At 71.8% G+C, this 25032-nt stretch carries 23 protein-coding genes; 14 read left to right on the forward strand and 9 right to left on the reverse strand.

Annotation, left to right across the window (positions count from 1 at the left end; translation table 11 throughout):
- Positions 1 to 22: 22 nt before the first annotated feature.
- Together ACIBHX_RS15020 and ACIBHX_RS15025 are read right to left on the reverse strand one after the other, a co-directional pair.
- The gene (locus tag ACIBHX_RS15020) at positions 23 to 3772 is read right to left on the reverse strand and encodes a CHAT domain-containing protein (RefSeq protein WP_397067629.1); all 3750 of its coding nucleotides are present in this window, start codon (positions 3770 to 3772) and stop codon (positions 23 to 25) included.
- A 45-nt stretch (positions 3773 to 3817) separates the two neighbouring features.
- On the reverse strand, positions 3818 to 4153 hold the full coding sequence (locus ACIBHX_RS15025) for a DUF6285 domain-containing protein (protein WP_397067630.1): 336 nt from the start codon (positions 4151 to 4153) through the stop codon (positions 3818 to 3820).
- A 52-nt stretch (positions 4154 to 4205) separates the two neighbouring features.
- On the opposite strand from ACIBHX_RS15025, the gene ACIBHX_RS15030 reads away from it, so the two are divergent.
- The 3 genes from ACIBHX_RS15030 (at position 4206) to ACIBHX_RS15040 (ending at position 6994) form a co-directional block, all read left to right on the forward strand.
- Complete coding sequence (locus ACIBHX_RS15030) at positions 4206 to 5387, forward strand: acyl-CoA dehydrogenase family protein (protein WP_397067631.1); 1182 nt, start codon at positions 4206 to 4208, stop codon at positions 5385 to 5387.
- Positions 5384 to 6313 carry a phosphotransferase family protein gene (locus tag ACIBHX_RS15035; RefSeq protein ID WP_397067632.1) on the forward strand — a complete coding sequence of 310 codons (930 nt, stop codon included), beginning with the start codon at positions 5384 to 5386 and terminating at the stop codon, positions 6311 to 6313. Before ACIBHX_RS15030 ends, ACIBHX_RS15035 begins: the two co-directional genes overlap by 4 nt.
- A 72-nt stretch (positions 6314 to 6385) precedes the next feature.
- Positions 6386 to 6994 (forward strand): hypothetical protein, encoded by a 609-nt coding sequence (locus ACIBHX_RS15040; RefSeq protein ID WP_397067633.1) that lies wholly within the window; start codon positions 6386 to 6388, stop codon positions 6992 to 6994.
- Here ACIBHX_RS15040 and ACIBHX_RS15045 read toward each other — a convergent pair.
- Together ACIBHX_RS15045 and ACIBHX_RS15050 are read right to left on the reverse strand one after the other, a co-directional pair.
- The gene (locus ACIBHX_RS15045) at positions 6991 to 7587 is read right to left on the reverse strand and encodes a TetR/AcrR family transcriptional regulator (RefSeq protein ID WP_397067634.1); all 597 of its coding nucleotides are present in this window, start codon (positions 7585 to 7587) and stop codon (positions 6991 to 6993) included. The genes ACIBHX_RS15040 and ACIBHX_RS15045 overlap by 4 nt on opposite strands.
- Positions 7584 to 7988, reverse strand: a complete 405-nt coding sequence (locus ACIBHX_RS15050; RefSeq protein WP_397067635.1) for a hypothetical protein — start codon at positions 7986 to 7988, stop codon at positions 7584 to 7586. The genes ACIBHX_RS15045 and ACIBHX_RS15050 overlap by 4 nt, the downstream gene beginning before the upstream one ends.
- A 33-nt stretch (positions 7989 to 8021) precedes the next feature.
- Between ACIBHX_RS15050 and ACIBHX_RS15055 the strand changes: the two genes are divergently transcribed.
- Positions 8022 to 8693: a class I SAM-dependent methyltransferase gene (locus tag ACIBHX_RS15055; protein ID WP_397067636.1), complete on the forward strand. Its 672-nt coding sequence runs from the start codon at positions 8022 to 8024 to the stop codon at positions 8691 to 8693.
- A 7-nt stretch (positions 8694 to 8700) separates the two neighbouring features.
- Complete coding sequence (locus ACIBHX_RS15060; protein WP_397067821.1) at positions 8701 to 9165, forward strand: PaaI family thioesterase; 465 nt, start codon at positions 8701 to 8703, stop codon at positions 9163 to 9165.
- Positions 9166 to 9746: 581 nt separating this feature from the next.
- On the opposite strand, the gene ACIBHX_RS15065 is transcribed toward ACIBHX_RS15060, so the two are convergent.
- Positions 9747 to 10328, reverse strand: a complete 582-nt coding sequence (locus ACIBHX_RS15065; protein WP_397067637.1) for a TIGR03086 family metal-binding protein — start codon at positions 10326 to 10328, stop codon at positions 9747 to 9749.
- A gap of 451 nt (positions 10329 to 10779) precedes the next feature.
- Here ACIBHX_RS15065 and ACIBHX_RS15070 point away from each other — a divergent pair, with 451 nt between their 5' ends.
- Entirely contained in the window at positions 10780 to 11364 is a 585-nt protein-coding gene (locus ACIBHX_RS15070) for a TetR/AcrR family transcriptional regulator (RefSeq protein WP_397067638.1), read from the forward strand.
- 70 nt (positions 11365 to 11434) lie between these two features.
- Here the strand turns inward: ACIBHX_RS15070 and ACIBHX_RS15075 are convergent, their stop codons facing one another.
- Positions 11435 to 11608: a hypothetical protein gene (locus tag ACIBHX_RS15075; RefSeq protein WP_397067639.1), complete on the reverse strand. Its 174-nt coding sequence runs from the start codon at positions 11606 to 11608 to the stop codon at positions 11435 to 11437.
- Positions 11609 to 11829: 221 nt separating this feature from the next.
- Between ACIBHX_RS15075 and ACIBHX_RS15080 the strand changes: the two genes are divergently transcribed.
- The gene (locus tag ACIBHX_RS15080; protein ID WP_397067640.1) at positions 11830 to 14994 is read left to right on the forward strand and encodes an ATP-binding protein; all 3165 of its coding nucleotides are present in this window, start codon (positions 11830 to 11832) and stop codon (positions 14992 to 14994) included.
- On the opposite strand, the gene ACIBHX_RS15085 is transcribed toward ACIBHX_RS15080, so the two are convergent.
- The gene (locus tag ACIBHX_RS15085; protein ID WP_397067641.1) at positions 14991 to 16217 is read right to left on the reverse strand and encodes a serine hydrolase domain-containing protein; all 1227 of its coding nucleotides are present in this window, start codon (positions 16215 to 16217) and stop codon (positions 14991 to 14993) included. The genes ACIBHX_RS15080 and ACIBHX_RS15085 overlap by 4 nt on opposite strands.
- A gap of 212 nt (positions 16218 to 16429) precedes the next feature.
- Here ACIBHX_RS15085 and ACIBHX_RS15090 point away from each other — a divergent pair, with 212 nt between their 5' ends.
- The 3 genes from ACIBHX_RS15090 to ACIBHX_RS15100 are packed head-to-tail and all read left to right on the forward strand — an operon-like array spanning position 16430 to position 20126.
- Entirely contained in the window at positions 16430 to 17446 is a 1017-nt protein-coding gene (locus ACIBHX_RS15090; RefSeq protein WP_397067642.1) for a hypothetical protein, read from the forward strand.
- Complete coding sequence (locus tag ACIBHX_RS15095; RefSeq protein ID WP_397067643.1) at positions 17443 to 18858, forward strand: hypothetical protein; 1416 nt, start codon at positions 17443 to 17445, stop codon at positions 18856 to 18858. The genes ACIBHX_RS15090 and ACIBHX_RS15095 overlap by 4 nt, the downstream gene beginning before the upstream one ends.
- The gene (locus ACIBHX_RS15100) at positions 18855 to 20126 is read left to right on the forward strand and encodes an AAA family ATPase (RefSeq protein WP_397067644.1); all 1272 of its coding nucleotides are present in this window, start codon (positions 18855 to 18857) and stop codon (positions 20124 to 20126) included. The genes ACIBHX_RS15095 and ACIBHX_RS15100 overlap by 4 nt, the downstream gene beginning before the upstream one ends.
- Here ACIBHX_RS15100 and ACIBHX_RS15105 read toward each other — a convergent pair.
- Together ACIBHX_RS15105 and ACIBHX_RS15110 are read right to left on the reverse strand one after the other, a co-directional pair.
- Positions 20123 to 21052: a GNAT family N-acetyltransferase gene (locus tag ACIBHX_RS15105; protein ID WP_397067645.1), complete on the reverse strand. Its 930-nt coding sequence runs from the start codon at positions 21050 to 21052 to the stop codon at positions 20123 to 20125. The two genes, ACIBHX_RS15100 and ACIBHX_RS15105, sit on opposite strands and share 4 nt — an antisense overlap.
- Positions 21053 to 21266: 214 nt before the next feature.
- Positions 21267 to 22835 carry an MDR family MFS transporter gene (locus ACIBHX_RS15110; protein ID WP_397067646.1) on the reverse strand — a complete coding sequence of 523 codons (1569 nt, stop codon included), beginning with the start codon at positions 22833 to 22835 and terminating at the stop codon, positions 21267 to 21269.
- Between the two features lie 101 nt (positions 22836 to 22936).
- Between ACIBHX_RS15110 and ACIBHX_RS15115 the strand changes: the two genes are divergently transcribed.
- The 4 genes from ACIBHX_RS15115 to ACIBHX_RS15130 all read left to right on the forward strand — a co-directional run bounded on the left by ACIBHX_RS15115 (position 22937) and on the right by ACIBHX_RS15130 (position 25031).
- Positions 22937 to 23482 carry a TetR/AcrR family transcriptional regulator gene (locus tag ACIBHX_RS15115; RefSeq protein ID WP_397067647.1) on the forward strand — a complete coding sequence of 182 codons (546 nt, stop codon included), beginning with the start codon at positions 22937 to 22939 and terminating at the stop codon, positions 23480 to 23482.
- A 32-nt stretch (positions 23483 to 23514) separates the two neighbouring features.
- Positions 23515 to 23910 (forward strand): ATP-binding protein, encoded by a 396-nt coding sequence (locus tag ACIBHX_RS15120; protein ID WP_397067648.1) that lies wholly within the window; start codon positions 23515 to 23517, stop codon positions 23908 to 23910.
- A 76-nt stretch (positions 23911 to 23986) separates the two neighbouring features.
- Positions 23987 to 24526: an isochorismatase family protein gene (locus tag ACIBHX_RS15125; protein WP_397067649.1), complete on the forward strand. Its 540-nt coding sequence runs from the start codon at positions 23987 to 23989 to the stop codon at positions 24524 to 24526.
- A gap of 64 nt (positions 24527 to 24590) precedes the next feature.
- Positions 24591 to 25031 (forward strand): DoxX family protein, encoded by a 441-nt coding sequence (locus tag ACIBHX_RS15130; protein WP_397067650.1) that lies wholly within the window; start codon positions 24591 to 24593, stop codon positions 25029 to 25031.
- The last annotated feature ends 1 nt before the right edge of the window (position 25032 follow it).

A 25032-nucleotide genomic window follows, 5' to 3' on the forward strand; every position in this document is an offset into this window, starting at 1 on the left:
ATGCTTGAAATGCCGCCGTTGATCAGGGGCCAATGTGCGTGAAGGCCGCCCACAGCACGGGGTGGCCGGGGTGCTCGGCGCGCAGGGCGCGTACCGCCAGATGCAGTCCGACGGCGGCCGCGGCCGGGTCGGGCTCGCGGGTCCCGCCCGCGGTCATCATCCGGTACACACCCTCCACCACCTCGGGTGCGTGCAGGTCGCTGATCGGCCACAGCGTGCCGATCACGCTGGGATACCCGGCCAGCTGCACGGTCGCCGCGAGGCTGATGCACTCGTCGGCCAGCTCGTCGCCACCCCGTGAAGTCTCGCACCCGCTGAGGAAGGCGAACTCCGCCCTGTCCAGCCGGGTCGCGGCGATCTCCCTGACCGTCAGCGGCCCGTCGTAGAGGTGCAGCCTGCCCTGCGAAGGCGCCGACGGATCCTGGGAGGCGTGGCAGGCGAAGTGCGCCCACGGGCTGCGTGGCAGCGCCGACAGCACCGCCTCGCGGGTCGCCGCAGGCCCCACCAGCGCCACCGCCGAGGGCAGCAGGCCGAGCACCGTGTCGGTCTCCTGCGAGGTGCCGGGCAGGTCCGCCTCCCCCGGCGTGCTGGGCAGGGCGACGGCCAGCGGCTTGCCGTCGGCTCGCGGCCCCGCCGCTTCGCGGGCATGCAGCAGCGCGCGCAGCGTCGGGGTGTAGGACGAAACGACCGTCTCCAGCGCGGCCGCGTGCAGCGGCAGCAGAGACAGGGGACCCGTGGGACACCACCACAGCCTGGGCCGGGTCTCGCCGAGCCCGAGCGCCTCCAGCACGGGCCCGGTGACGTTCTCGCCGAGCCAGTCGAGGGTGGCCGGGATACGGTCAAGCAGCTCTGGGTCGGGGTCGTCGTCGTGGGCGTAGGCGGCGATCGCGTCCACGAACGCCGCGGCGGTGCCGGCGACGCCGTCCGCGGTGAGCTGCGGCAGCGGGATCAGCGTGACACCCGTGGCGGCGACGGCGAGCGCGTCGCACCGGTGGCCGCTGACGTTGATCGCCACCACGGGACCCTCGGCGGCGGCGTCGCGAAGCCTGCTGAAGGGCGGAGGAAGCAGGAAGTCGGCCAGCCCTGGCAGCGTCCTGATCTCCGCGAGAGTCTCCTCCCGCGATCGGGCCAGCACGTGCCGCCGGTCGAGATCGTCCTCGGCGTCCAGGCCGTCCTGAATCTCCTTCAGCCGCGCGGCCGACTCAGGTGACAGGCTCTCCAGGGCGTCCAGGCGCGGATGCGCATCGATCACCTGGGCGAGCAGCACGCCTCTGCCCTGTTCGAGCAGTTCGACGGCCCGCTCGGGGTCTCCGGCGGCGATCGCGCAGGCGGCCGCGTCGGATGCCAGCCCCTGGAACTCGGTCAGCACGCTCTCCTGGTCCTCCCGCTGCAGCCCACGCCAGGCCGCCGCGTCGAGCAGCCCCACCGCCGCCGCGTACGCCTCCACCGCCGCGGCGGGGCCGTACTCGGCCGCGACGAACTCACCCCAGCTCTTCGCGACGCCCGCCCGCCAGGTCGGCGCGGCGGTCTCGACCGACGCGGCGGCCCGGTACTGCGCGGCGGCCTCCTCCCGGTCCTTCTCATCGCCCGAGCGTTCCCACCTGTCGGTCAATGCCCGTGCCAGGTGGTAGCGCATGACCGACTGCAGGGGGTCGTCTTCCTCGGCGCCTTCCAGCGCTTCACGCTGCAACCGGATCGCCCTGTCGAGCTGCCTGCCCTTGCCGGTCAGCGTGTACTGGACGCTCAGCGCCATGCCGAGCTGGCCGGCGGCCCTCGCCCTGCCCGGGTCGCCGGGCGGCAGGCCGTTGATCGCCTCCCGCAGCAGCGCGATCGACTCGTCGAGACGCTCGCTCCGCTCCAACCGGCGCCGGGCGGCGAACTCCTCCACGGGTGGCTCGCCCGTCCCTCCGGCGAGCAGCCAGCCCATGGCCGCCAGGCGCTCCTCATCGGTCAGCGTGATCTCGTCCGAGCCGAAGAACCGCAGGATCAGGGCGATGGCCAGCCCGGAGCCCGCCCGATGCACCACTGCGGTCCCCGGCGGCGCCGCCTCCTTGGCCGCGCGCATGACCTCGACGGACTCGTCCAGCGCCGCAAGCGTGCCGACGCGGCCCAGCGCCCTGCCGAGATTGATCAGGATCAGGTGACGCTGGAAGTGCTCACGGGGCGACAGCTCGAGCGCCTGGCGGAACAGGGCGATCGACTCGTCGAGCGCGCTGTGCTGCCCCGTCCTGTCGTAGCGCATCAGCAGCCCGGTGGCCAGCGAGGACATCCACGCGCCGCGATGCGGGTGCGCGGGCGGGGCCAGCGCGACGCACTCGCGCATGGCGGCGACCGACTCGTCCAGGTCGAGGAGGGAGCCGGTCGCCTCGTGCCTGCGGAACAGGGCGTTACCGAGGTTGGCCAGGTAGATCGGGCGGTACTCGTTGTCCTGTGGGGTGATGGCGACGGCCGCGCGATGCGTGTCTATCGCCTCGTTCAGCTCGGCCAGGGCGCCCCATCTCTCGTGTGCGTCGAACAGCACGGCGGCCAGGCCCGTCAACGCCATGGCTCGCTCCAGACGCTCCTGCGGGATCTGCTCCAGCGCCCGTCTGTAGACGGCGATCGCGTCCTTCAACACGTCGTCGCCTCCGACCAGTGTGTACTTCAACGACAGCCCGTTGCCGAGGTTGCTCAGGTAGAGACCGCGGTCCGGATGGTCGTTCGGCGCAGCGTCGACGGCCTGCCTCAGTATCTCGACCATCTCGTCGACGCCGCCGACGTCCTTCGTCCACTCGATGCGCTGGCCGAGCACCCTGCCGAGGTTGGTCAGCAGTCCCGCCCTGTCCTGGTTCCCGGGGCCCGCGCGCAGGGCGTCGCGCAGCATGGCGATGGCGCCGTCGACCTCCTCCAGCTTGCCCGACTGCATGGCCTGGGCCACGAGGACGCTGCCCAGGTCGCTGAGTACGGCGCCGCGCAGCTTGATCCCGGTGTCGCCGCGCTGCTGCATGTCCCGCATGATCTGGCGCATCATCGCGAGCTGCTCCGCATCGAACATGGGCAGGTCGCCGTACAGCTGCATGCCCGCGATCAGATGGATCTGCCCGCGCATGGGCTCGGGCACGCCGGGCAGGCCCTCGCGGAGGGTCTCGATCGCCCGCTCGAGTTCCTCCTCGACGCCGGGCTCGTCACGCACCAGCTGGAGGGCGGCCACCAGCTTGGCGACGCGGAACACCCGGTAGGGGTCGCCCGCGGCGGTCGCGGCCACCACCGTGCGTAACGTGGCCGCGTGTTCGCGCAGGTCGGCGACGTCGCCGTCGCGGATGTAGCGGTGCTTGTACCCCTCCGCCAGGTTACTGAGGGCGAGGGTGGCGTCCGCGTCGCCGCGCGGCAGCATCTCCTCCGCCTGACCGAGGAGCTCGATCCCCTGGTCGAGGTGCTTGGAGGGGCCGCCCGCGCGGAAGTCGTTCAAGCGGACGATGCCGGCGCTGATCCTGACCCGGCCCGCCCCGGGGTGGCCTGGCGGGGCCGTGCGCAGCGCCCTGTCCAGGACGGACAGCGCCTCCTCTAGAAAGGCGCGTTCGCCCGTGATGTCGAAGGTCTGCGACAGCGAGTCGCCCAGGTCCGCGAGCCTCCCCGGGTAGGCGGGGTCCTCCTCGGAGGTCAGCGCGACGGCCTTGCGCATGGCGGCCGTCGCTCGTTCCATCTCCTTCAGCTCGCCCGTCTGGGTGAATCTGGCGATGTGCAGCATGGCCGATCGCGTCGCGACCTCGGCTCTGAACCCGCGCAAGTTCATGGTCACATGGTGCGCGAGCCGGCTTTCAAGACGCCTGAGTAGGGCCTACTCGAGATAGCCGGGGTTGGCCACCTCGAGCTTGGCCCTGACGGTCTGGCGCAGCAGGTCCACCAGGGCGGCCGAGTCGTCGAGGCGGCCGTCCCTGATCGCGGCGGCCAGCTCTGTGTCGTCGGCCACGCCCAGCTCCGCCAGTCGTGCCGCGTGATCGCGGGCCTGGCCGGGGCCGAGCTCGATCTCGCGCTCGACCATGCCGAGCACGTTGATCGCCACCCGGGTGTGGAAGCGGACCCGCCCCTCGACGGCGGGCAGCACGTCGGCGGCGAGGAAGTCGCGGACCGCCGCGACGAGCTGGGCAGCCGTGGGGACGTCGTGCGGCGCCATAAGGGACCCCTTATCCGTTGACCCGGCAACGATTTTCGGCTGAGATCCTTTCATGAGCTTCGCCGTGCCCGACAGCGTCCGCCCGATCCGGGATGCCGTCTACCAGTTCATGACCGAACGGGTGGAACCCGCGGAACCGGCCTTGTACGCGGGCGACGCGGCGCCCCTGGACGAACTGCGGCGGGAGGCCAAGAAGGAGGGCCTGTGGGCGCTCGGCCACCCCAGGGAGCTGGGCGGCGGCGGGCTGCCGTTCCTCGACTACGTCTACGTCAACGAGGTCCAGGGCCGCAGCGAGTTCGGCCAGATCGCGCTGGGCACGTTCACGCTGCAGGACTCGCTGATGCTGCACGAGAACGCCTCCCCCGAGCAGCGCGAACGCTACCTGGCGCCGCTGGTGCGCGGCGACATCTCGCCGAGCTTCGCGATGACCGAGCCGACGATCTCCTCCAGCGACCCCACCCAGATCAGGACCGCGGCGGTGCTCGACGGCGACGAATGGGTGATCAACGGACACAAGTGGTTCACCACGGGTGCATCCCTGGCCGCCTACACCACCGTGATGTGCCGCACCGAGCAGGACGCCCCTCCGCACCTGGCGTTCTCGATGATCCTGGTGCCGACCGACACGCCCGGCTACACCATCGTGCGCGAGACGCCGGTGCTCGGTCTGGACGGCGCGCACTGCGAGGTCCGCTACGACGACGTGCGGGTGCCCGCCTCGAACCTGCTCGGCGAACGCGGCCGCGGCTTCGTCATCGCGCAGAAGCGGCTCGGGCCCGGGCGGATCTTCCACTGCATGCGCTGGCTCGGGCAGGCACAGCGCGCCTTCGACCTGATGTGCCGCCGCCTGCACGAGCGGACCGCGTTCGGCGGACCCCTGGCCAGGAAGCAGCTCATGCGGCAGCACGTGTTCGACTCCTACACCGAGATCCAGGCCGCGCGGCTGCTCACGCTCAACGCCGCCGAGGCCATCGACGCCGGGTCCGAGGCCCGGGTCGAGATCGGGGCGATCAAGGTGGTGGGCGCCCGCATGCTGCACAACGTGATCGACCGGGCCATCCAGGTGTACGGCGCGGCGGGCCTGACCCCCGACACGCCTCTCGACCGGATGTACCGGCACGCCCGCGCCGGGCGGATCTACGACGGGCCCGACGAGGTGCACATCGACTCCGTGGGCCGCCGCGTCCTGGGCGAGTACGCCGCCGGCGGCAACTGGGAGTTCGGCCTGCGATGACGGTCGAGGAGATCGTACGGCAGGCCCTCGGACCCGCCACCGAGATCACGTCCACGACCCGGCTGCCCGGCGGCGCGTCGCGCGAGACGTGGTCGGTGGACGCGGTCGCGGACGGGACCGTGCACAAGCTCGTCCTGCGGCTCGACTCGCCGGGCGCGGCACTCGAGGCGGGCAGCGGGCTGGCCGCCGAGGCCCGGCTGATGCGGGCGGCGGAGCAGGCCGGCGTCCCCGTGCCACGGATCGTGGCGGCGGCCGAGCCGTACATCCTCATGGAACGCGTGGCCGGGGAGACGATCCCGCGCAGGATCCTGCGCGACGACGCCTACCGGGAGGCTCGGCCGCGGCTGGCGGCGCAGTGCGGGCGGGCGCTGGCCGCGATCCATCGGATGCCGCTGGACGCTGTCGCGCAGGCCGCGCCCGAGGACCCGCTCACCCAGTGGCGGGACGTGCTGGACATGCTCGGCGAGCCGCACCCGGTGTTCGAGTGGGCGTTCCGCAGACTCGCGGCGACCAGGCCCGCGACCACCCGGACGACCGTCGTGCACGGCGACTTCCGCAACGGCAACCTCATCGTCGGGCCCGACGGTGTCAGGGCCGTGCTCGACTGGGAGCTGGCCCACGCCGGCGACCCGATCGAGGACCTCGGCTGGCTGTGCGTGAAGGCCTGGCGCTTCGGCGAGCAGCCGCCCGTGGGCGGGTTCGGCGGATACGACGAGCTGGTCGAGGCCTACGAGAAGGCCGGCGGGCAGCCCGTCGACCGCGCCGCGCTGCGCTGGTGGGAGACGTTCGGCGTGCTCAAATGGGGGATCATCTGCGTCATGCAGACCATGCGGCACCTGCGCGGCGGCGCCCGCTCGGTGGAGCTGGCCGCGATCGGCAGGCGCGTGTGCGAGAACGAGTGGGACCTGCTCGGCCTGCTTGAGTAGGGGGTACTCAGGCCTGATCACACGCCCGGGCGTACGACGAAGGGGCATTCCCAAACGAGGAGGGGACCCTTCATGAGCGACTTCTCACCTGAGCAGATGAAGATGCTGCTCGGCACCGCGCACAACGAACTGCGGGCGGCCGCCCGCACCCCCGTGGTCGGCGGCTCCTACGACTCCTCACCCGGCATCGGTGCCGGCGAGGTGTCCGAGCTGGCCCTGCTGGGCGACAGGGTCAAGGACGTGCTCAAGGACGACCTGGCCGCCGACCAGGGCGACATCGAGGCCTCCGGCCAGATCGTCTTCGGCGGCGGTGTGCCCGTCGGCGGCTGGACCTCGATCGCGCTGTTCCCCAACGGCGCCTACAACATGAGCGGCCACATGCACGTCTCCGGCGCGCCCAGCTACAACGTGGCCGTCACCTGGATCGTCACCACCTGCGACGGCAACCCCAGCTTCAGCCTGACCGCCCAGGGCAGGGTGCACGGCACGTTCGAGTCCGGCTCGCGCGACTTCAACTGGAACACCAGCGGCACCAACCCGGCGCTGGCGGCCGCCTGGCCGGAGCTGTCAGGCTGCTACCGCTGGCAGTGGAAGGCGGGCGCCAACATCGACATCGGCGCCATGATCAACTCCGCCGCCCAGGCCATCGGCACCGCGGGCGCGATCATCGCCCTGATCTAGGTACGGCCCGCCGTACGGGATCGCTGGCCGATGGCGGCGACGATCACGTCGACCAGGCCCTCGACCACCTCGTCCCGGTCGACCTCGGGGTGGTCGAGCCACCAGTCGCCGGTCGTCTGGACCATGCCGACGAAGGCGTGGCCGAGCACCTGCGCGCGCACCGGGTCGGGCACCACCCGCTCGGCGGCCAGCACCCCGCCCAGCTCCTCGCCCAGGCTGCGGACCAGGGACGTCATGTGCGAGCGGATCCGGGTGTCCTCGGCGCTGGCACGGTGGAACAGGAACCGGTAGAGGTTCAGGTTGGCCGAGATCAGATCGAGGTACACGGCGATCGTCAGCCGGGCGCGGGCGCGCAGGTCGGCGCCCCGCTCGGTGAAGGCCGGCCGCAGCTGCGCGATGACCGTGCGCACGTGGCGGTCGGCCAGCGCCTGGTACAGGCCGCTCTTGTCGCCGAAGTGGCGGTAGAGGATGGGCTTGGTGATGCCTGCCTCGGCCGCGATCGCCGCCATCGACACCTCGGGCCCGTCGCGCAGGATCGCCCGGTCGGCTGCCTCCAGCAGTGACCTGCGCCGATCGGGATCGCGTCCGCTCACGCGCCAAGAATAGTGCGCAGCCGCGCCGGCAGCAGCGCGGAGAACACCAGCACGAAGCCGATCACCCCGTACAGGCCGCCCACGCCCGCCAGCGTGCCGGCGGGCTCGCCCGGAAGCGCCCCCACCTGCGGTAACCGGGCCGCCAGCCGTACGGCGTAGTCGGGCACCAGCGTGAACAGCATGCCCGCGGCGGCCAGCGGCAGCCCGCACACCAGCGCGGCCATCGGCGACAGCGACACCACGGCGACGATCGCGGCGGCCCCCGCCAGGCACACCAGCCCGGCCGTGCCGGGATCGAAGGCGGTGTAGGCCGCGCGCAGGGTCCGGGCGCCCGCCTCGGTCAGGTAGTACACCAGCGGCAGCGCTACCAGGCCGGCGGCGGTTCCGATCAGATGGCGCACCCAGCCATCATCCCCCGGAGTTAGCGTCGAGGCATGACGATCACACCGAACAGCGGCACAGGACCGGGATCCATCACCCCTGACGGCTCCCCCGTCGAGTTCTACACGATGCTCAAGCCGCAGGGCGAGGCCGAGCTGATCGCCCAGGTGGTGCCCATCGGCGGGACCGTCCTGGAGATCGGCGCGGGAGTCGGCCGCGTCACCCATCGGCTGGTGGAGCTGGGCTTCGAGGTGGTCGCCGTGGACGAGTCCGCCGACATGCTCGCGCACATCCACGGCGCGCGGACCGTCCGCGCCCGCGCCCAGGATCTGCGGCTGGACCGCCGCTTCGACGCGGTCACGCTGGCCTCCCAGCTGGTCAACACCGACGCGGCGGCCGAACTCCTGGCCGCCGCCGCCCGCCACCTCAAGCCCGGCGGCGCGCTGCTGATCCAGTGGATGCCCGCGGAACGGCACGACGCCTGGCGACCCGGCCAGGGCCGCACCGTCGACGACCTCACGATCGAGCTGGCCGCCGTCGACGAGGTCTCACCGGGGCTCTTCCACGCCACCATGCGCTACCGGCACGGCGACGACGTGTGGACGCAGTCGTTCTCCTCCAGGCGGCTCACCGACGAGCAGCTCGAGGCGGAGCTGGCCGAGGCCGGGCTGCGGCTGGTCCGCTTCCTCAACGAGGAACGCACCTGGGTACTGGCCGTACTCTAGGCGTGTGATGGCCGGAATCGACTTCTTGCTCGGGATCCAGGACGGCACGGTGCCGCTGTCCAACCACATGCGCCACCTCGGCCTGCGGCTCAGCCTCGTCACGCCCGGCAGGGTCGAGCTCACCTGGGAACCGGGTCCCGCCCTGCTCAACCGCTCGGGCGTCGTCCACGGCGGTTACATCGCCGGGGCGCTGGACGACGCCTGCAGCATGGCCGGAGGCAGCGCCGCCGACCGGCCCACGCTGCACCTGACGATGAACCTCAACGTCGACTACGTCCGTCCGCTGCGCCCCGGCACGACCTACACGGTCACAGGGACACTCACGCACCGCGGCAACACCCGCCTCCTGGCCCACGCCACGATCACCGCCCCCGACACCACCCTCCACGCCCAGGCCACCGCCTCCCTAACCCCCAGCCGCGCCACCCCACCAACCCATACGGCAAGCCGCCCCACGCCGCCGACCCTCTAGCCCTGTTCACACGGCAAACCGCCCCACCCCACCGCCCCTTTAGCCCTGTTCACACGGCAAACCGCCCCACCCCACCGCCCCTTTAGCCCTGTTCGTACGGCAAGCCGCCCCACCGGCCGCCCGCCACACTTCGGCTGAGGACCCGCGTCCGGCGCTCCTGGCGAGTCGGCGCCGCCTGCCCGCCGCCACGCCTACCGTGCCCGGGCACCGCGGTCTCCACCACCCCCGCCGCCCAGCCCGCGAAGGTTCGGGATCGCGGGGTCGAGGTTCCTGGGGTCGAGGTTCCCGAGGTCGAGGTTCCCGGGGATGGTGGTCCGGGAGCCGGGGCAATCGGTCGCAGGCGCCGGGTCGGCGAGGTGGAGCGCGGCGAAGGTCGGCGCCCTCGTACGGCGAGTACGACGGAGCTCATCGAGTCCCTACCGCGCCGGGCTCTTGGGCATCCTCAGCAGCCCGAAGCCGTGGCCGTCGTGGTCGGCTCGGCGGCTCCGGATGGTTCCGCGGTCGCCTTGGGGGTGCAGCAGACGGAGGCGGGTTGGGCGTCCCGGGCGGCCGGCCGTCCCCGGTTCCCCTCTCGGGGCGGGTCAGTGCTGGTGAGCGACTGGTTGGAGGTCGCGGCCGAGGAAGGCCAGGAGTCGCCGATGAGCAGGGGCGCCGACGGGGGCCGGTGCTTCGGGGCCGAACATGCCGGGTCGGCGGAAGGCGTCGAAGTCCATGCCGCGCATGATGGCAAGCAACTGCTCGCAGGCCTGCCCGTCGACGAGATGTTCCTGGCCGGTGACGATGGCCAGGTCCACGCCGTGCACCAGGACCTCGGTGAGGTGGATGAGCGCGGCCATCGGCCCGGGTACGGCACCGAACCCGAGGCGCACGGGAGTCTCCAGGACGCCGGGGCGGTGCCAAGCCGCGCGGTCAAGGTCGGCGGCGATGGCGAAGGCCGCCTCCGGGGAGCTGCCCAGCCAGTCGTCCTCATGCGCGGCGCCGGGGTCGGTGCCGGTGAGTTCGGCCGCGAAGATCCGCATGCCACCGACCAGGTGGTTGAGTTCGGTGCGTACGTCCCACCCAGGGCAGGGAGTGGGGGCAGCGAGCAGGTCGTCGGTGATGCCCTTGACAATGTCGGCCGTCATGGCGATGGCCCGGTCGATCTGGTCGATCACGCTGCTCATCTCGTTGCTCCACATCTTCATGAGGTTTCGAGCGTTCGGTCGAGCCACTCGAACATGTGCTGGTGCACCGTGGCGCGCCCGCCGTAGCTGCAGTGCTCGCCGGTCCCTTCCGACTCGGGGAAGGTGATGCTGGTGTTCGGGCTGGTGAGAGCCTGGTGCAGCCCGTGATCTCTCGCCGAGCGCGTGGACCCGTGCCGCGGTCGCCTTCCACTCCTGGTGCCAGGAGGCCTCGTCACCGTCGCCGATGGCGCGGGCCGTCACCAGGATCTCGCCCAGATCGGCGCCGCCGTATCCGGCGAAGCACGCCGTACGCAGGGTTTCGAAAGAGAACGATTCGTCGTGGAAGAGGAACTTCATGCTCACCCCCTAAAGCAGTTACCGACTGCGTTAGGGGGACTGTAGGACGCATGCTCACACAAACGCAAGTCATGACTGCGTTAAGATGGCGGGCATGCTGGAACAGGAGCGAGCCCGTCGGCCTGGCGGGCGCAGCGCCCGCGTCCGCGCCGCCGTACATCAAGCGGTCACCGGACTGATCGCCGAACGCGGATACGGCAACTTCACCATCGGCGACGTCGCCACCCGCGCCGGCGTGGCCGACACCAGCGTCTACCGCCGCTGGGGCAACTTCGAAACCCTGCTCACGGACGTTGCGATCACCTGGCTCACCACCACCTCACCCATCCCTGACACCGGCAGCCTGGAAACAGACCTGCACGCCTACGCCGCCAACGTCGCCCGCGACATCAGCGGCCCCGACGGCCTGGCCGTACTGCGCCTGGTCATCGCCCTGTCCACCGCCGGGGACGCCGGGCTCCGGGCACGCGATGCCTTCCTGGCCGAACGCGGGCGCCAACTGCAGCTCATGCTTGACCGCGCCCGCGACAGAGGCGAGCACCCGCCGGACGGCCTGGAGATCCTCGACCACCTGCTGGCCCCGATGTACATCCGCGTCCTGTTCGGCGCCGGGCCGCTCACCCCCGACTACGTCAACGCGCTGGTCGACCGTCTACTCGCTGCTGAACGACCACTGTGAGCTCAATGACCGACGCTTTGGTAGTGGTCGAGCTGACGCCGCCAGATGAGGTACGCCAGCGCGACCAGGATCACTCCCAGCAGCGGGGCGGAGGTTCGTACAGCACGGCCGCGGCCAGGTCGCCCCGCATCCGCTGGCCCAGGCTGAGCTGGCGCACCGGAGTGTCGAGAAACTCGTCGAGCCCGAGCAGGTCGCGCACCTTTTTCAGCGACGTCTCGAAGCGCGGAGCGGGGAGCGGGGACATCGTAGAGGGAGCCCACCAGTCGTAACGACTCGATCAGCGGCAGATCCCACCACAACTGGCTGCTCTGGCCGAATACCACGCCGACGTTGCGCGCGTTGGCCGAGCGGTCGCGCCACGGCACCAGGCCGTTGACCCGCACGGTGCCGCTCGTCGGGGTGAGGATGCCGCCGAGCAGGCGGGGCTCGGATCTTGAACAGCAGGAAATACGTAGACTCCTGGCCATGGCGAACGCGGCCGAGTCGTGCGGCGCAGTGCGCGTCGGCGTTCTCGGTTCCCTGGTGCTGGACACCGCTGCCGGCCCGACGCTGGTCGGGGGTGCGCGGCTGCGGATGTTGCTGGCCCGGCTGGCGCTGGACGCCGGGCATGCCGTACGGCCGGCGACCCTGGTCGAGGCGCTGTGGAGCGAGACGACACCGGACGCACCCCTGCACGCGCTGCAATCGCTGGTGTCCCGGTTACGGCGCGTCCTGGGCCACCCGGAGCTGCTCACCTCGGGCCCGGCCGGGTACCGGCTGGCCGTCGAGCCGGACGCGGTCGACGCCGTCCGGTTCGAGCGGCTGGCCCGCGCGGGCCGGCGCTCGCACGCGCAGTCCCGGCCCGCCGAGGCCGCCGCCACCTTGCGCGAGGCCCTGAGCCTGTGGCGCGGCCCCGCCCTGGCGGACGTGCGCGAGGCGCCCTTCGCCGCCGCCGAGGCCGAACGGCTCGAGCGGGCCCGGCTGGCCGTACTGGAGGACCGGGTCGAGGCCGAGCTCACGCTGGGCGCCGACCTCGACCTGGTCGCCGAGCTCGAGTCGCTGACCGCCGCGCACCCGCTGCGCGAACGGCTGCACGCCCAGCTGATCCGAGCCCTGGCGCTGAACGGTCGCGGCGCCGAGGCGCTGGCCGCCTACGAGCGGATCCGCGGCCTGCTCGCGGACAGTTTCGGCAGCGATCCCGGGCCGCAGCTGCAGGAGGCCCACCTGGCGGTGTTGCGCGGTGAACGTCCCCGGTCCCGGCGGTCGTACGGCAACCTGGACGTCCCGCTCACCAGCTTCGTGGGCCGTGACGAGGACGTCCGCCGCGTGGTCGACCTGCTCGGCCGAGTTCGGCTGGTCACCCTGGTCGGTCCCGGAGGGGCGGGCAAGACCCGGCTGGCCAACACCATCGGCCGGCAGCTCACGCCGTCCAGCGGGGTGTGGTTCGTCCCGCTGGCCCCGGTCAGCGCTGATGACGTGCCCCGCGTGGTGCTCGACCTGTTGCGGGCGCGCGAAGAGCGGCCTGTGGCTCCGGACAAGACCCTGGACCACCTGGTCGAGACGCTCGCCGACGAGGACCTGGTACTGGTGTTGGACAACTGCGAGCACGTGATCGAGGCCGCCGCGACGCTCGCCGGGTCCCTGCTCGGCCGGTGCCCGAGGCTGCGGGTGCTGGCGACCAGTCGCGAACCGCTGCGGATCGACGGCGAGACCTTGCACCCGGTGCTCCCGCTTGAGTTGCCCGAACCGGGGTCGACGGGCGCGCGGGCCCGCGCCTGCGCGGCGGTCCGGCTGTTCCACGACCGGGCCGCCGCGGTGCGGCCGGACTTCGCTCTGGAAGGCAGCGCGCTGACGGCGGCGGCGGAGATCTGCCGCCGCCTGGACGGCCTGCCGCTGGCGATCGAGCTGGCCGCGGCACGGTTGCGTGCCCTGCCGGTCGAGGCGGTCGCGGCGCGGCTGGACGACCGGTTCCGGCTGCTCACCGGCGGCAGCCGTACGGCATTGCCGCGGCACCAGACCTTGAGCGCGGCGGTGGCCTGGAGCTGGGACCTGCTCGAAGCCGACGAGCGAGCACTGCTGGAGCGGCTGTCGGTCGTGCCCGGCACCTTCACCGAGGACGCGGCGGAGGCGATCGGCCGGTCGCGCGACGTCCGGGAGCTGCTGGCGGCGTTGGTCGACAAGTCCCTGCTGCACCCGGTGGAGCCCGCCGACCCGCTCGAGCCGCGCTACCGCCTGCTGGAGACCATCAGGGAGTACGGCCTCGAGCAACTGGCCCGGCGCGACGAGATCGCCGAAGCACGCGAGCGGCATGCCCGCTTCTTCCTTCAGCTGGCCGAGACCGCGGACCCGTACCTGCGCACATCCGACCAACTGCGCTGGCTGGTCCGCCTGTCCGCGGAACGGGACAACCTGTCGGCCGCGATCCGCTGGGCGGTCGAGTCCGGCGACGGCGGCCTGGCGGTACGGCTCGGCGTCGCGTTGAGCTGGTTCTGGTTTCTCAGGGACTACCCGCCAGAGTCGCTGGACCTGCTCGGCCGGGTACTCCAGGCTCGCGGCGAGACCGAGCCGCAGGCCCGCGCGCTGGTGGTCGCCGCGCACGCGCTCGCCACCACGGAGACCATCAGCCGGCCGGAGGAGGCGGAAGCCGCCTTCGACCGGATCGAGAAGGTGCTGGAGAGCGTCGCCCCGGAAACCCACCCCATCCTGGAGATGGCCCGGCTGGCGCTCGCCGTGGGCTCGGGCCCCGATCTCAGTTCCCCGGGCGAGCCGGCGGATCCCTGGAGCCGGTCGCTGGCCCTGCTGGTCCGAGGCGTGCTGGCCATGAACGGCGGGCACGCCGCCGAGGCGACGCGCTTGCTGTCGCGCGCGCTGACCGGTTTCGAGGAACTCGGCGAGCGGTGGGGCCTGGCGACCACGCTGAGCACCCTGAACGCGGCCTTGCAGCGGGCCGGCGACCCCGCCGGTACACCCGCGCTGGCCGAGCGGGCCAGCCGTTACTTCCAGGAACTCGGCATGCCCGAGCACACGATGGAGAGCGAGGTGGCGGCCGCACTGCACCTGGCCCAAGCCGGCGACGTGGACGGCGGGCGCCAGCAGCTGACGGACTTGCTCGACCAGGTCGAGCGGACCGGGTCGGCGGAGTCGCGAGCTCAGGTGTGCCTGGGCTTGGCACGGCTGGAGTGGCGGGCCGGGCGGCTCGGGCCGGCCCGCGAATATGCCCGGCTTGGCCTGGCCGAGGCGCCACCCGGCCGGTCGACCCCGCATCTGGCCGCGTTGCTGCTGGGCGTGCTCGCCCAGGTGGACGTCGCGGAGGGCTTCCCGGACAAGGCGGTACGCCGGCTCGACCACCCGGCGGTGCACCTGACGCTGACCTGGCATACGCCGGTCGCGGCCTCGATCGCGGTCGTGGTAGCCGCGATCGAGCTGTGCCGCGATCGGCCGGAGCGGGCGGGACGGCTGCTGGGGGTCGCCACCGTGCTGCGGGGCTGGGCCGACCTCGGCGACGCCGACGTGCGGACGATCACCCAGCGGGCCACGGCCGCCCTGGGCGCCGCCGGGTTCGCGGCCGCGCACGCCGCGGGTGCGGCGATGTCGCGGGCCGAGGCAGAAGACCTGGTGTCCGCGATCATCACCGCGCCCGGGGTCGGTTAGGGCACAGGCTTGCCGAACATCGTGCAGGTCACGGCGGTCTGGAGCGCCTGGGCGGCCTTGGCGATCTTCGGGTCGGCCTCGAACTCGGCCCAGAACTCCGTCGAGATGAGGACGGTCGCCGTGCGGCTGCCGGTGCGGTCAGTGAGGTTGGTCGTCAGGTAGCCGGGCATGCCGCCGTCGTGACCCCAGAACGTGCCGCACGGATGGGCGGCGGTCTGGATGCCCAGCCCGTAGCCGGGCCCGTCCGGCTGCCGTGAGTCCACCGGCACCGTGGTGCGCAGCTGTGCCAGCTGGGCGGCGGGCAGCAGCTTGCCGGACATCAACGCGGTGTAGAACCGGGACCAGTCCTGCGTGGTGGACACCACCGCCCCGGCCGCCCCGCCCCACCCGGGATCGTTGCCGGAGACGTCCACGTGACCGTGGCGGCGCGGCCCGGCGGGATGCCTGAACTCGGCCGGCACCCCCGGCGCGGCATCCCGTTCGTAGCCGTGGGCGTGGGAGCCACGCCAGGTGGAGTCCGTGGCGTAGTAGGTGTGCGTGAGGCGGAGCGGCCGGGCGATCCGGTCCCGGACCAGATCGGCCAGGCTCGCCCCGGTGACGCGCTCCAGGACGGCGCCGATCGCGGCGTAGCCGGTGTTGCTGTAGGACCATTTCGTGCCCGGCGCGAACAGTGGATCGTGCTTCACCCCCACAGCGAGCAGCTTCGCCAAGGTCCACCGCCGCCGATCCTTGCCGAGCATCGACGGCCGGACCGCGGCGTCATCGGTGTAGTCGAACAGGCCGCTGGTGTGGTTCAGCAGCATGCGCAACGTGATCGCCTTGCCGTTGGGCACCTTGCCCGGCAGCCACTTCTCCACCGGGTCAGTCAGGGCGAGCTTGCCCTCGGCGACCAGTTGCAGCACGAGCGCGGCCACCATCGTCTTGGTGTTGGACCCCATCCGGAACTCGTCCCCCACCTTGAGCAGGTGATCCCGTCTGGTCCAGGTGGCCTGCTCGGCGATCTCGACCGGCCGGCCGCGGCCGTCGTCGACCCGCACGATCACGCCGGGCGCCCCGGCCTCCACCAGCTTCCGCGCCAACTGCTGTAGCTGAGCGCGCTGCGCCTCGGTGCCGCTCCAGTTCGCGTACGGCGTGGCCGCGGCGGCAGCCGGGAACGCCGCGGCCACGGCCAGACTCACGGCCAGCGCCGAAGCTGTGAGCGTGCGCCGCCAAAGCGGCCGCATCGAAAGATCACGTTGGGACATGGACCGGTTCCTCCGGGTGATAGGTGACGCGGACGACCTCACCCTCCAGCCCGCCGCTCACAAACCACACACAGCACGCTGTCAGCCGCCCGCGGACCACTGAAGCGACTCGTAAGCGCAATGCTGACCGCCGCTACCAGCGCGGCAAGCTAGGCTGATCTCCTTCGTCTCGAGGTGGGAGGGGGTGCCGGGTGGATCGGCTGGCCGCGTTGCGGGGCACGACCCCGCCCAAACCGCACGATGCCAGGGCGATCGCGGCGCTGGCCGCCAACCCCGGCTGCGCGCGGCGGGCGCTCATGGACGGGGCGGGCATCGACAAGTCGTCCACGGCCCGGCATCTGGGCTTCGCGCCGCCCTTCGGGCAGTCGCCCTTCGCGATCGCCCGCGGCAACGTCTTCGAGGCGCAGGTCAGGACCTCGCTCGCGGAGCTGCTCGGGTCCGTGCTCGGTCTCGCCGACGTCACCTACCTCGACCTTCGGGGCGCGCCCCTGGCCGTCTCGGACGACTCGCCCACTCTGCACGACCGTCCTGGCCTGACGCTGCCGATCGCCGGGCAGTCGACGCCGCTCGAGCCGTCGGTGCCGGTGCTGTCGTACGGCGGGCGGTGCCACGTCGTGGTGGTCAAGTCGTTCGCGGTGATCGACGGGCAGGCCGATCCCGCCGCCGTGGCGGCCGCCGCCCGGCAGGGCGCCGTCTACGCCCTCGCCCTGCAGGCGTCCGGCCTGCGGGTGGCCGACGACATGGTGCTCGTCTGCCCGGAGAACTTCGCCAACCGCCCGGTCGCCACGCTCGTGGACGTGCGGCGGCAGCTGGCGGTGCTGCGGCGCCAGCTCGGCCGCATGACGTCCCTCGACTCGCTGGCCGCCACGCTCCCGGCGGAGGTCACCTTCGACCTGCGGCCCGACGACTCCGGCGAGCCCACCCGCCCGGCCGCGGACCTGGCGACCGCCCTCGGTCACGCACCGGCCCGCTACGCGCCCGAGTGCCTGTCGACGTGCGACCTGTGCTACTTCTGCCGCGACGAGGCCCGCCAGGCCGGCGCCTCGGACCAGCTCGGCAGGCACGTTCGCGACGCGCTCGGCGGCGTGGCCACGGTCGGGGAGGCCCTGGCGCTCGCCGACGGCACCCGCGACCCGGAGCCTGGCCAGGAGGAGATCGCCCGTCTCCTGCGCGAAGCGTCCCGCCTGCGCGCGGAGTGCCTGACGTGAGCGTGCTGGCGGCGTTGGCGCGGTTGCGTGCCATGGCGGCGGGCCTCGCGCAGCCGCTGGTGACCGTGCGGCATTGTCATGTCGCGGCGCGGCCGCTGGTGTTCGTGCCGCTGAAGCTGTCCGGGGAGGCGGCGGCGCCGCTCGCCGCGATGGTGGGGACCGATCGCGACGAGCCACGGCTGCTCGTGGTGCCGCAGCCGCGAAACCGGGATCACCGCTTCGGCTGGGCCGCCGAGCTGGCCGGCATCGTCGTGCCGTACGTCGAGGGGTTCTCGCGGGAGACCGAGACGGTCGAGCGGAAGAACGCCGACCCGTACGAGCGCGCGCTGGACGCGCCGCAGCTGGTGCTGCCGAACCCGGCGGGCGTGGCGTTCACCGCGCTGCTCGGCCGGTCCACGCGCTTCCGGCGGCCCGACGGGCCGTACCCGGTGGATCCGCGGGTGCCGGTGCTGGGCAGGTGGCTGACGTACTTCGCCGAACGGGCCGCCTACCCCGGCTCGTCGCTGACGCTGGCCGTGACCGAGGAGCTGTCTCGCCACTGGGCGACGGGCCAGAGCGCGCTCGAGGACGCCAACCTGGCCGCGCTGCTGGCCTGGATCACCACCGGCCCGGACCCCGGCGCCGAGGACCCGGCGATCTGGCCGCCCGCGGGACCGGCCACCGATCCCGGCTTCGACGCCCGCGTCCTGGCCCCGGCGATCGACGGCCAGGACGAAGCCAGGATCGCCGCCGCTGTCCGTACCCAGCTCGAGCCCACCTGGCGCCTGGTCTGGCAGGCGCTGGACCTGCTGCGGCAGCTGGAGCCGGGCGCGAGCGTGGCGCAGCGGTGGGAGCACGACCGCGCCTCGTTCAGCGGCATGGCCGCCCAGCAGGCCGAGGACGCTCCCCCGCAGGCGCGCCGCGACGGCGCGGTCGCCGCCGCGGCCCGGCTGTCCCGCATGGAGCGCGCCCAGTCCGGCTACGACGTCCAGCGCGCCTACGACGACCCGCTCGTCATGGCCGAGTTCCGGCTGTCCGGCGAGGCGTTCGCGGGCGAGGTGGTCTCCTGCGACCCGGCCAACGCCGAGGGCCGCAAGCTGCGCCCGCTGGTGGTGATCAAAACCGACGATCCGGTACGGCTGGCGCCGGGCGCCTCCCTCGGCACGCCGCAGCGGCGCGGCCAGGGAGCCCAGCTCGTCTCGGCCGACGGCGGCCTGGTGACCGTGAAGATCGTGAAGGGCATGGGGCGCGGCAAGACGGCGGCGCCCGGGTCCGTGCCCGAGGTCGGCGAGCGGGTCTGCTACACCAGCCTGACCGACGACTTCCAGGGCTCCCCCGCGCTGCCGGAGGCCGAGTTCACCCCGTGGACCCACGGCGGTCCCCCACCGGCGTACCAGCCGAGCGACACGGACGCCGTGGAGGACTGGTCGTGACGCCCGAGGAGGTCATCCAGGCGGTGCTCGCCGACCTGCCGCGGCATCGCGGTGTGGTGGTCGACTCCCCGCCGGGCGCGGGCAAGTCGACGCTGGTCGTGCGGGCGGCGGCGCACCTGGCCGAGACGGGCGAGCCGCTGATGATCGTGGCGCAGACGAACGAGCAGGTCGACGACCTGGTCGTGCGGATCATGGACAAGCACCCCCGACTCACCGTGGGCCGGCTGTCGGCGAGCGGGTACGAGCCGCCGCAGCGGCTGCTGGACCTGCCGGGCGTGACGATCGGCAGCCGGGTGCAGGACCTGGGCGAGCAGGACGTCGTCATCGCCACGTCCGACAAGTGGGCCTGGGTGGCCGATCGCCGCTGGCCGTGGGCGATCGTGGACGAGGCCTACCAGATGCGCTCGGACAAGCTGCTGCGCATCGCCGGGCTGTTCGAGCGGGCCCTGTTCGTCGGCGATCCCGGCCAGCTCGACCCGTTCTCGATCGTGGAGGGCGGGCGCTGGTCGGGGCTGTCGTGGGATCCGCTGCAGAGCGCGGTCTCGGTGCTGCTGCGGCACAACCCTGACCTGCCGGTGCACCGGCTGCCGGTGTCGTGGCGGCTGCCCGCCTCGGCGGCGCCGGTCGTCTCGCGCGCCTTCTACCCGTTCACCGGGTTCCGCTCGGGCACCGGTCCCGGCGATCGGAGCCTGGAGCTGGCCGGGGCCGGCGACGGGAGCGTGCACGACAGGGCGCTGGAGGAGGCGGCGCGTTCCGGGTGGGCGCTGCTGGAGCTGCCCGAACGGCACACGGTGCGCACCGACGCGGAAGCCGTACAGGCCGTGGCGCTGCTCGGGCAGAGGCTGCTGCGGCGCGGCGCGGTGGCGAGCTCGGAGCAGGGCGAGCGGCCCGTCACCGCGGATCGGATCGCGGTGGGGGCGGCGCACCGCGACCAGGTGGCGGCGATCCGCGCGGCCGGGCTGCCGCCCGAGATCACCGTGGACACGGCCAACCGGCTGCAGGGCCGGGAGTACGACGTGACGGTCGTGCTCCACCCCCTCTCGGGTCGCAGGGACGCCACGGCCTTCCACCTGGAGTCGGGACGGCTGTGCGTGCTGGCGTCGCGGCACCGGCACGCCTGCGTGGTGGTGGCCAGGGCGGGCATCGCCGAACTGCTGGACGCCCATCCCTCGGCCGAGCCGGTGTCGCTGGGCGTGCCGGTCAAGTTCCCCGACGGCTGGGAGGCCAACCAGGCCGTCCTCGACCACCTCGCGGCCCACCGCGTCTAGAGCCGGCGGCGCCAGACGTCGATCACCAGCACCGGCCGCATCCCCGCCGAGGTGTACAGGCCGAGGGCGGGGGTGGTGTTGTTGGAGTCGACATGCAGGATCGTGCCCTTCCTGCCGCGCGCCGCGTCCTGGGCGAAGGCGTGACGCAGCAGGAAGCGGCCCAGCCCGTGCCCGCGGAACTGGGGCCGCACGGCGAGCGTGGCCACGTAGCCGCAGCCCTCGTCGGACAGGAACATGTTGGTGCAGTGCACCATCGCCGCCGGCTCCCCGTCGAGGCGGGCCACGGTGAGCTGGGACCAGTCGTTGACGCTCTGCGCCTGCCTGCGCTCGTACCAGTGGTCGTAGTCGACCTTCACGAACCCGAAGTGCTCGGCGAAGCCCTCCTGGTGCACGGCGTGCCCCTCGCGCCTGACCTCCTCGGACTCACCCGTGTGCAGGCTCACCCCGGGCGGCGGCGCGGGCGCCTCGAGCGGGCCGTCGAAGTCGATGCGCATCCGGTGGAAGCCGGTGGCGGCCGCGAAGCCCTGATCGGCGGCGGTCTTCCGCTTGCCGTCGTCTTCGCGGTAGACGCCGACGTCGACGGTGGCCTGCGCGTGTCCCGCCTCGTCCGCCAGCTGCTTGGCGCGTTCCAGCACCAGCCGCCACCCCTCGGACTCCACCCCGTCGACGCCCGGCCGCACGATGACCTCGACGTCGACGTTCTCGCTGTCGCCCTTACGGCAGGCCCACGCCCACCCCACCAGCAGGCCGTCGGCGTCGCGCCACAGCCAGCCGTCCTTGTCCAGGTCGAAGCCCGGCTCGGCCAGCTCGTCCGCCACGTCCTCCGGGGTCATGTCGGGTACGCCGATGACCGAGGTGTCATAGGCCGAGATGAGCTCGTAGATGGCGGCGGCGTCCTCGGCCCGCGGCCGGCTGATGGTATGCATGCCAGGGATTCTGCACGTCCACCACCCTCCGAAGCACCGCATTTTTCACCAGGCGGCCGGCGCGCTTGGGCGGCTTCCGCTTGCTTCGTATCGGCGGCCCGCGCTCATCGCCGGAGGAGCGTCTCCCTGGACAGGCCCTGGGCGGAGTGCGGCGGGTGGCGGTGGGCGCGGCTTCGCCGTACAAGAGCAAGCTCTTGTACGGCGAGCAGCACCCTCAGGAGGCGGCGACGGCTTCCTTGGCGGCGTCGACCGTGGCGGCGCCGCGCAGCGGGATCTCCTTGACGAACACGGCCAGCACGGGCACGACGACCGCGAACACGATGGCCCAGCCGAACACGCCCGAGATGGAGGTGGCCAGCGACCCCAGGATGCCGGTGCGGATCTGCGGCGACAGGTGCGCCAGCGTGGCCGGGTCCAGCCGGCCGGCGCCACCGCCCTTGGTGATCTGGGCGGCGGCCTGCGGCCCGAACCTGGCGCTCATCTCCGACAGCAGGTGGTTGTTGAAGATCGCCCCGAACAGCGAGACTCCGAACGAGCCGCCGATCGAGCGGAAGAACGTGCTGGCGCTGCTGGCCACGCCGAGGTCGCGCTGCTCGACGCTGTTCTGCGCGATCAGCATCGTGGTCTGCATGAGGAAGCCCATGCCCAGGCCGAGCACGGCGATGAAGATGCCGGTCTGCCAGCTGGGCGTGTTGACGTCCATCATCGACAGCAGCCACATGGCCACCGCCATGCCGATCCCGCCGATCACCGGGTAGATCTTGTACTTGCCCGTCGAGGTGATCGCCTTGCCGACGAACAGCGAGACCACCATGGCCGAGGCCATCATCGGCAGCAGGAGCAGTCCGGAGTTGGTGGCCGAGGCGCCCTGCACGGTCTGCTGGAACAGCGGCAGGAAGTTCATCGCGCCGAACATCGCGAAGCCGAGCAGGAAGCCGACCCCGGAGATCAGGGTGAAGTTGCGGTTGCGGAACAGCTGCAGCGGCATGATCGGCTCTTCGGCGAAGCGCTCGAAGTAGATGAACGCGGCCAGGAACACCACCGCGACCCCGACCAACGTCAGGATCTGCCAGGAGCCCCAGGCGTACTCGTTGCCGCCCCAGGTGGTGATCAGCACCATCGAGGTGATGCTGATCGACAGCAGGATCGCGCCCACCCAGTCGATGCGCACCTTGCTGGTGTGCTTGGGCAGCTTCAGCTGCAGCGCGATCAGCGCCAGGGCGACGAAGCCGACCGGCAGGTTCACGTAGAAGGCCCAGCGCCAGTTGAGGTTGTCGGTGATGAAGCCGCCCACCAGCGGGCCGGCGATCATCGCCAGCGACATGACGCCGGCCATGATGCCCTGGTACTGCCCGCGCTCGCGGGGCGGGACCAGGTCGCCGATGATGGCCATGACGTTGACCATCAGGCCGCCCGCGCCCAGGCCCTGCAGCGCGCGGAAGCCGATCAGCTCGGCCATGCCGTCCGCCGGGCCGCCGAGCATGCTGGAACCGGCCATGCCGCACAGCATGGAGCCGACCATGAAGATCACGATGGACGTGATGAAGATCGTCTTACGGCCGTAGAGATCGCCGATCTTGCCCCAGATGGGCGTGGAGACGGTCGTGCCCAGCACGTAGGCCGTGACGACCCAGGACAGATGGGTGAGGCCACCCAGCTCGCCCACGATCCGGGGCATCGCCGTACCGACGATCATGTTGTCCAGCATCGCCAGCACCATGGCGAGCATCAGTCCCGGCAGGACGACCATGACTTCCCGTCGTCGTCCAGCAACCTCTGACACCGACGCACCCCCTGAGTTCGATCTTGCTTACTTGCCGCCCGGCAAGTCTAGAATAAGCTAGATTCTGTACTTGCCGGCCGTCAAGTCGAATAAGGTGCACATTGCGGGAAGACACCCGGACGCGGATCCAGGAGATCGCCCTCAGGCTCTTCATCGAACAGGGCTATGAGGCGACGTCCCTGCGCGAGATCGCCGAGGAGCTCGGTGTGACGAAGGCCGCACTCTACTACCACTTCAAGACGAAGGACGACATCGTCGCCAGCCTGGTGGAGCAGCGGCAGCAGCAGCTCGAGGAGCTGCTGGCCTGGCTGAAGACCCAGCCCAAGACGCCGGAGACCCGTCGCGAGCTCGTGCACCGCTACGCCGACACCATGCTGGGCTCCAGCCACCACAAGGTGGCCCATTTCCTCGAGCGCAACCAGACGGCCCTGCGCGATCATCCCACGCTGACGCGCATCCGCGAGGTCATGCTGGAGATGGTCGGCGAGCTGAGCGCCGGCGACGACGCGCTGGAGGTACGGCTGGCGCGGTCGATGGCGCTGTTCTCGCTGCACGCCAGCAAGTGGTTCACCCAGAACGAGGACTTGGACGAGCGCGAGGTGCACGAGGCCGCGCTGAAGGTGGCGCTGCGGCTCCTCGAACCCTGATTGAAGCCGCCCGTCCTGGGCAGGTGCCCCTCATGGAGGCGACCATCGCACTGCGACTGCCCAGGGATGCGGCCAGTGTGCCGCTGGTACGGCGGGTGCTCGACGGGACCCTCCGCTCTCTGGACGTCGAACCCCAGATCCGTGACGACATCGAACTGATGCTGACCGAGGCGTGCACGAACGTGATCAAGCACGCCGCGGCCAGCGACGAGTATCTGGTGAACGCGATCCTCCACGACGACCTGTGCGTGATCAGAGTGGTGGACACCGGGGGCGGCTTCGACCCGCACGCGATGCGACGGGTCGGGTCCGGCTCCGAGCACGGGCGCGGCCTGCAGATCATGCGGGCGCTGGCCGACGACGTGCGCTTCGCCAATCGCCGGGAGAACGGCGCCGTGGTGTGCCTGGAGAAGCGGCTGCGCCCCTAGCCGGGCCCGCTTGACAATGTCGCGTGCGCTCATATGATTCAGCTACTGAATCGTTCTTTTGAGAAACGGAAACCTCATGCTCGACTCGCGCACCGTCCAGATCCTCCTCGGCGACCTCCAGTCCGGCATCGTCGAGGCCAGCCGCACCAACCCGCCGGCCGCCCTGCGGCGCGCGGTCGGCGTGCTGTCGACCGTCACCGGCGTCCTGGACATCCCGATGACGGCCTCGCTCGCCCCCGGCTCGGGCGTGATCGAGGAGATCCCCGCCGGCGTTCCCGTCCTGGTCCGCACGGGCCCCGGCGCCTGGGACGACGAGGCCACCCGCAAGACCGTCACCGCGAACGACCGGCCCGTCATCGCCCTGGCCGGCGTCACCTCGGAGATCGTCGTACTCAGGACCGCGATCGACGCGCTCGCGGCCGGGTACGCGGTGCACGTGCTGGTCGACGCGTGCGGCGGGCTCTCGGACCGCACGGAGGCGGCGGCCTTCCGGCAGATCGAGGCGGCGGGCGGCATCGTCACCTCGGTGGCGGGCTTCGCGGCCGACATGGTCAGGGACTTCACCACGCCGCAGGGGCGCGAGATCATCACCACCCTGCACAGGCTCGCCGACTGAATCTTTACATTGACAACATGCCGCCGATCCTGCAATCTAGTCATTGGAAAGATTGGAGGACGGAATGGTTCCGCTCATCGCTCTCATCGGTGGTTTCATCGCGCTGCGGCTCGTCGGGGTGGCGGGGGTCGAGGCGCTTGACGGCTGGCAGCCGGCATTGCGCGGGGGGCTGGCGCTGATGTTCGTCACCACGGGGGTTCCGCACTTCCTGCCCCGGTGGCGGCGGGACATGGCCGCGATGATCCCGCCGGCGTTCCCGCGCCCCGAGCTGCTTGTGCTGATCACCGGGGTGCTGGAGCTGGCGGGCGCCACGGGCCTGCTGATCCCGCCCCTGGCGCCGGTCGCGGCGATCTGCCTGGCGCTCATGATGCTCGCCCTGTTCCCCGCGAACGTCTCGGCCGCCCGCCGCGGCCTCACCCTCGGCGGCCGCCCGGTCACCCCACTCCCCCAGCGGACGGCCCTCCAGATCCTGTTCATCGCCGCAGCCGTAGCCGCCGCCCTCTGAC

It is taken from the genome of Nonomuraea sp. NPDC050536, assembly GCF_044457685.1.
Classification (GTDB): Bacteria; Actinomycetota; Actinomycetes; order Streptosporangiales; family Streptosporangiaceae; genus Nonomuraea.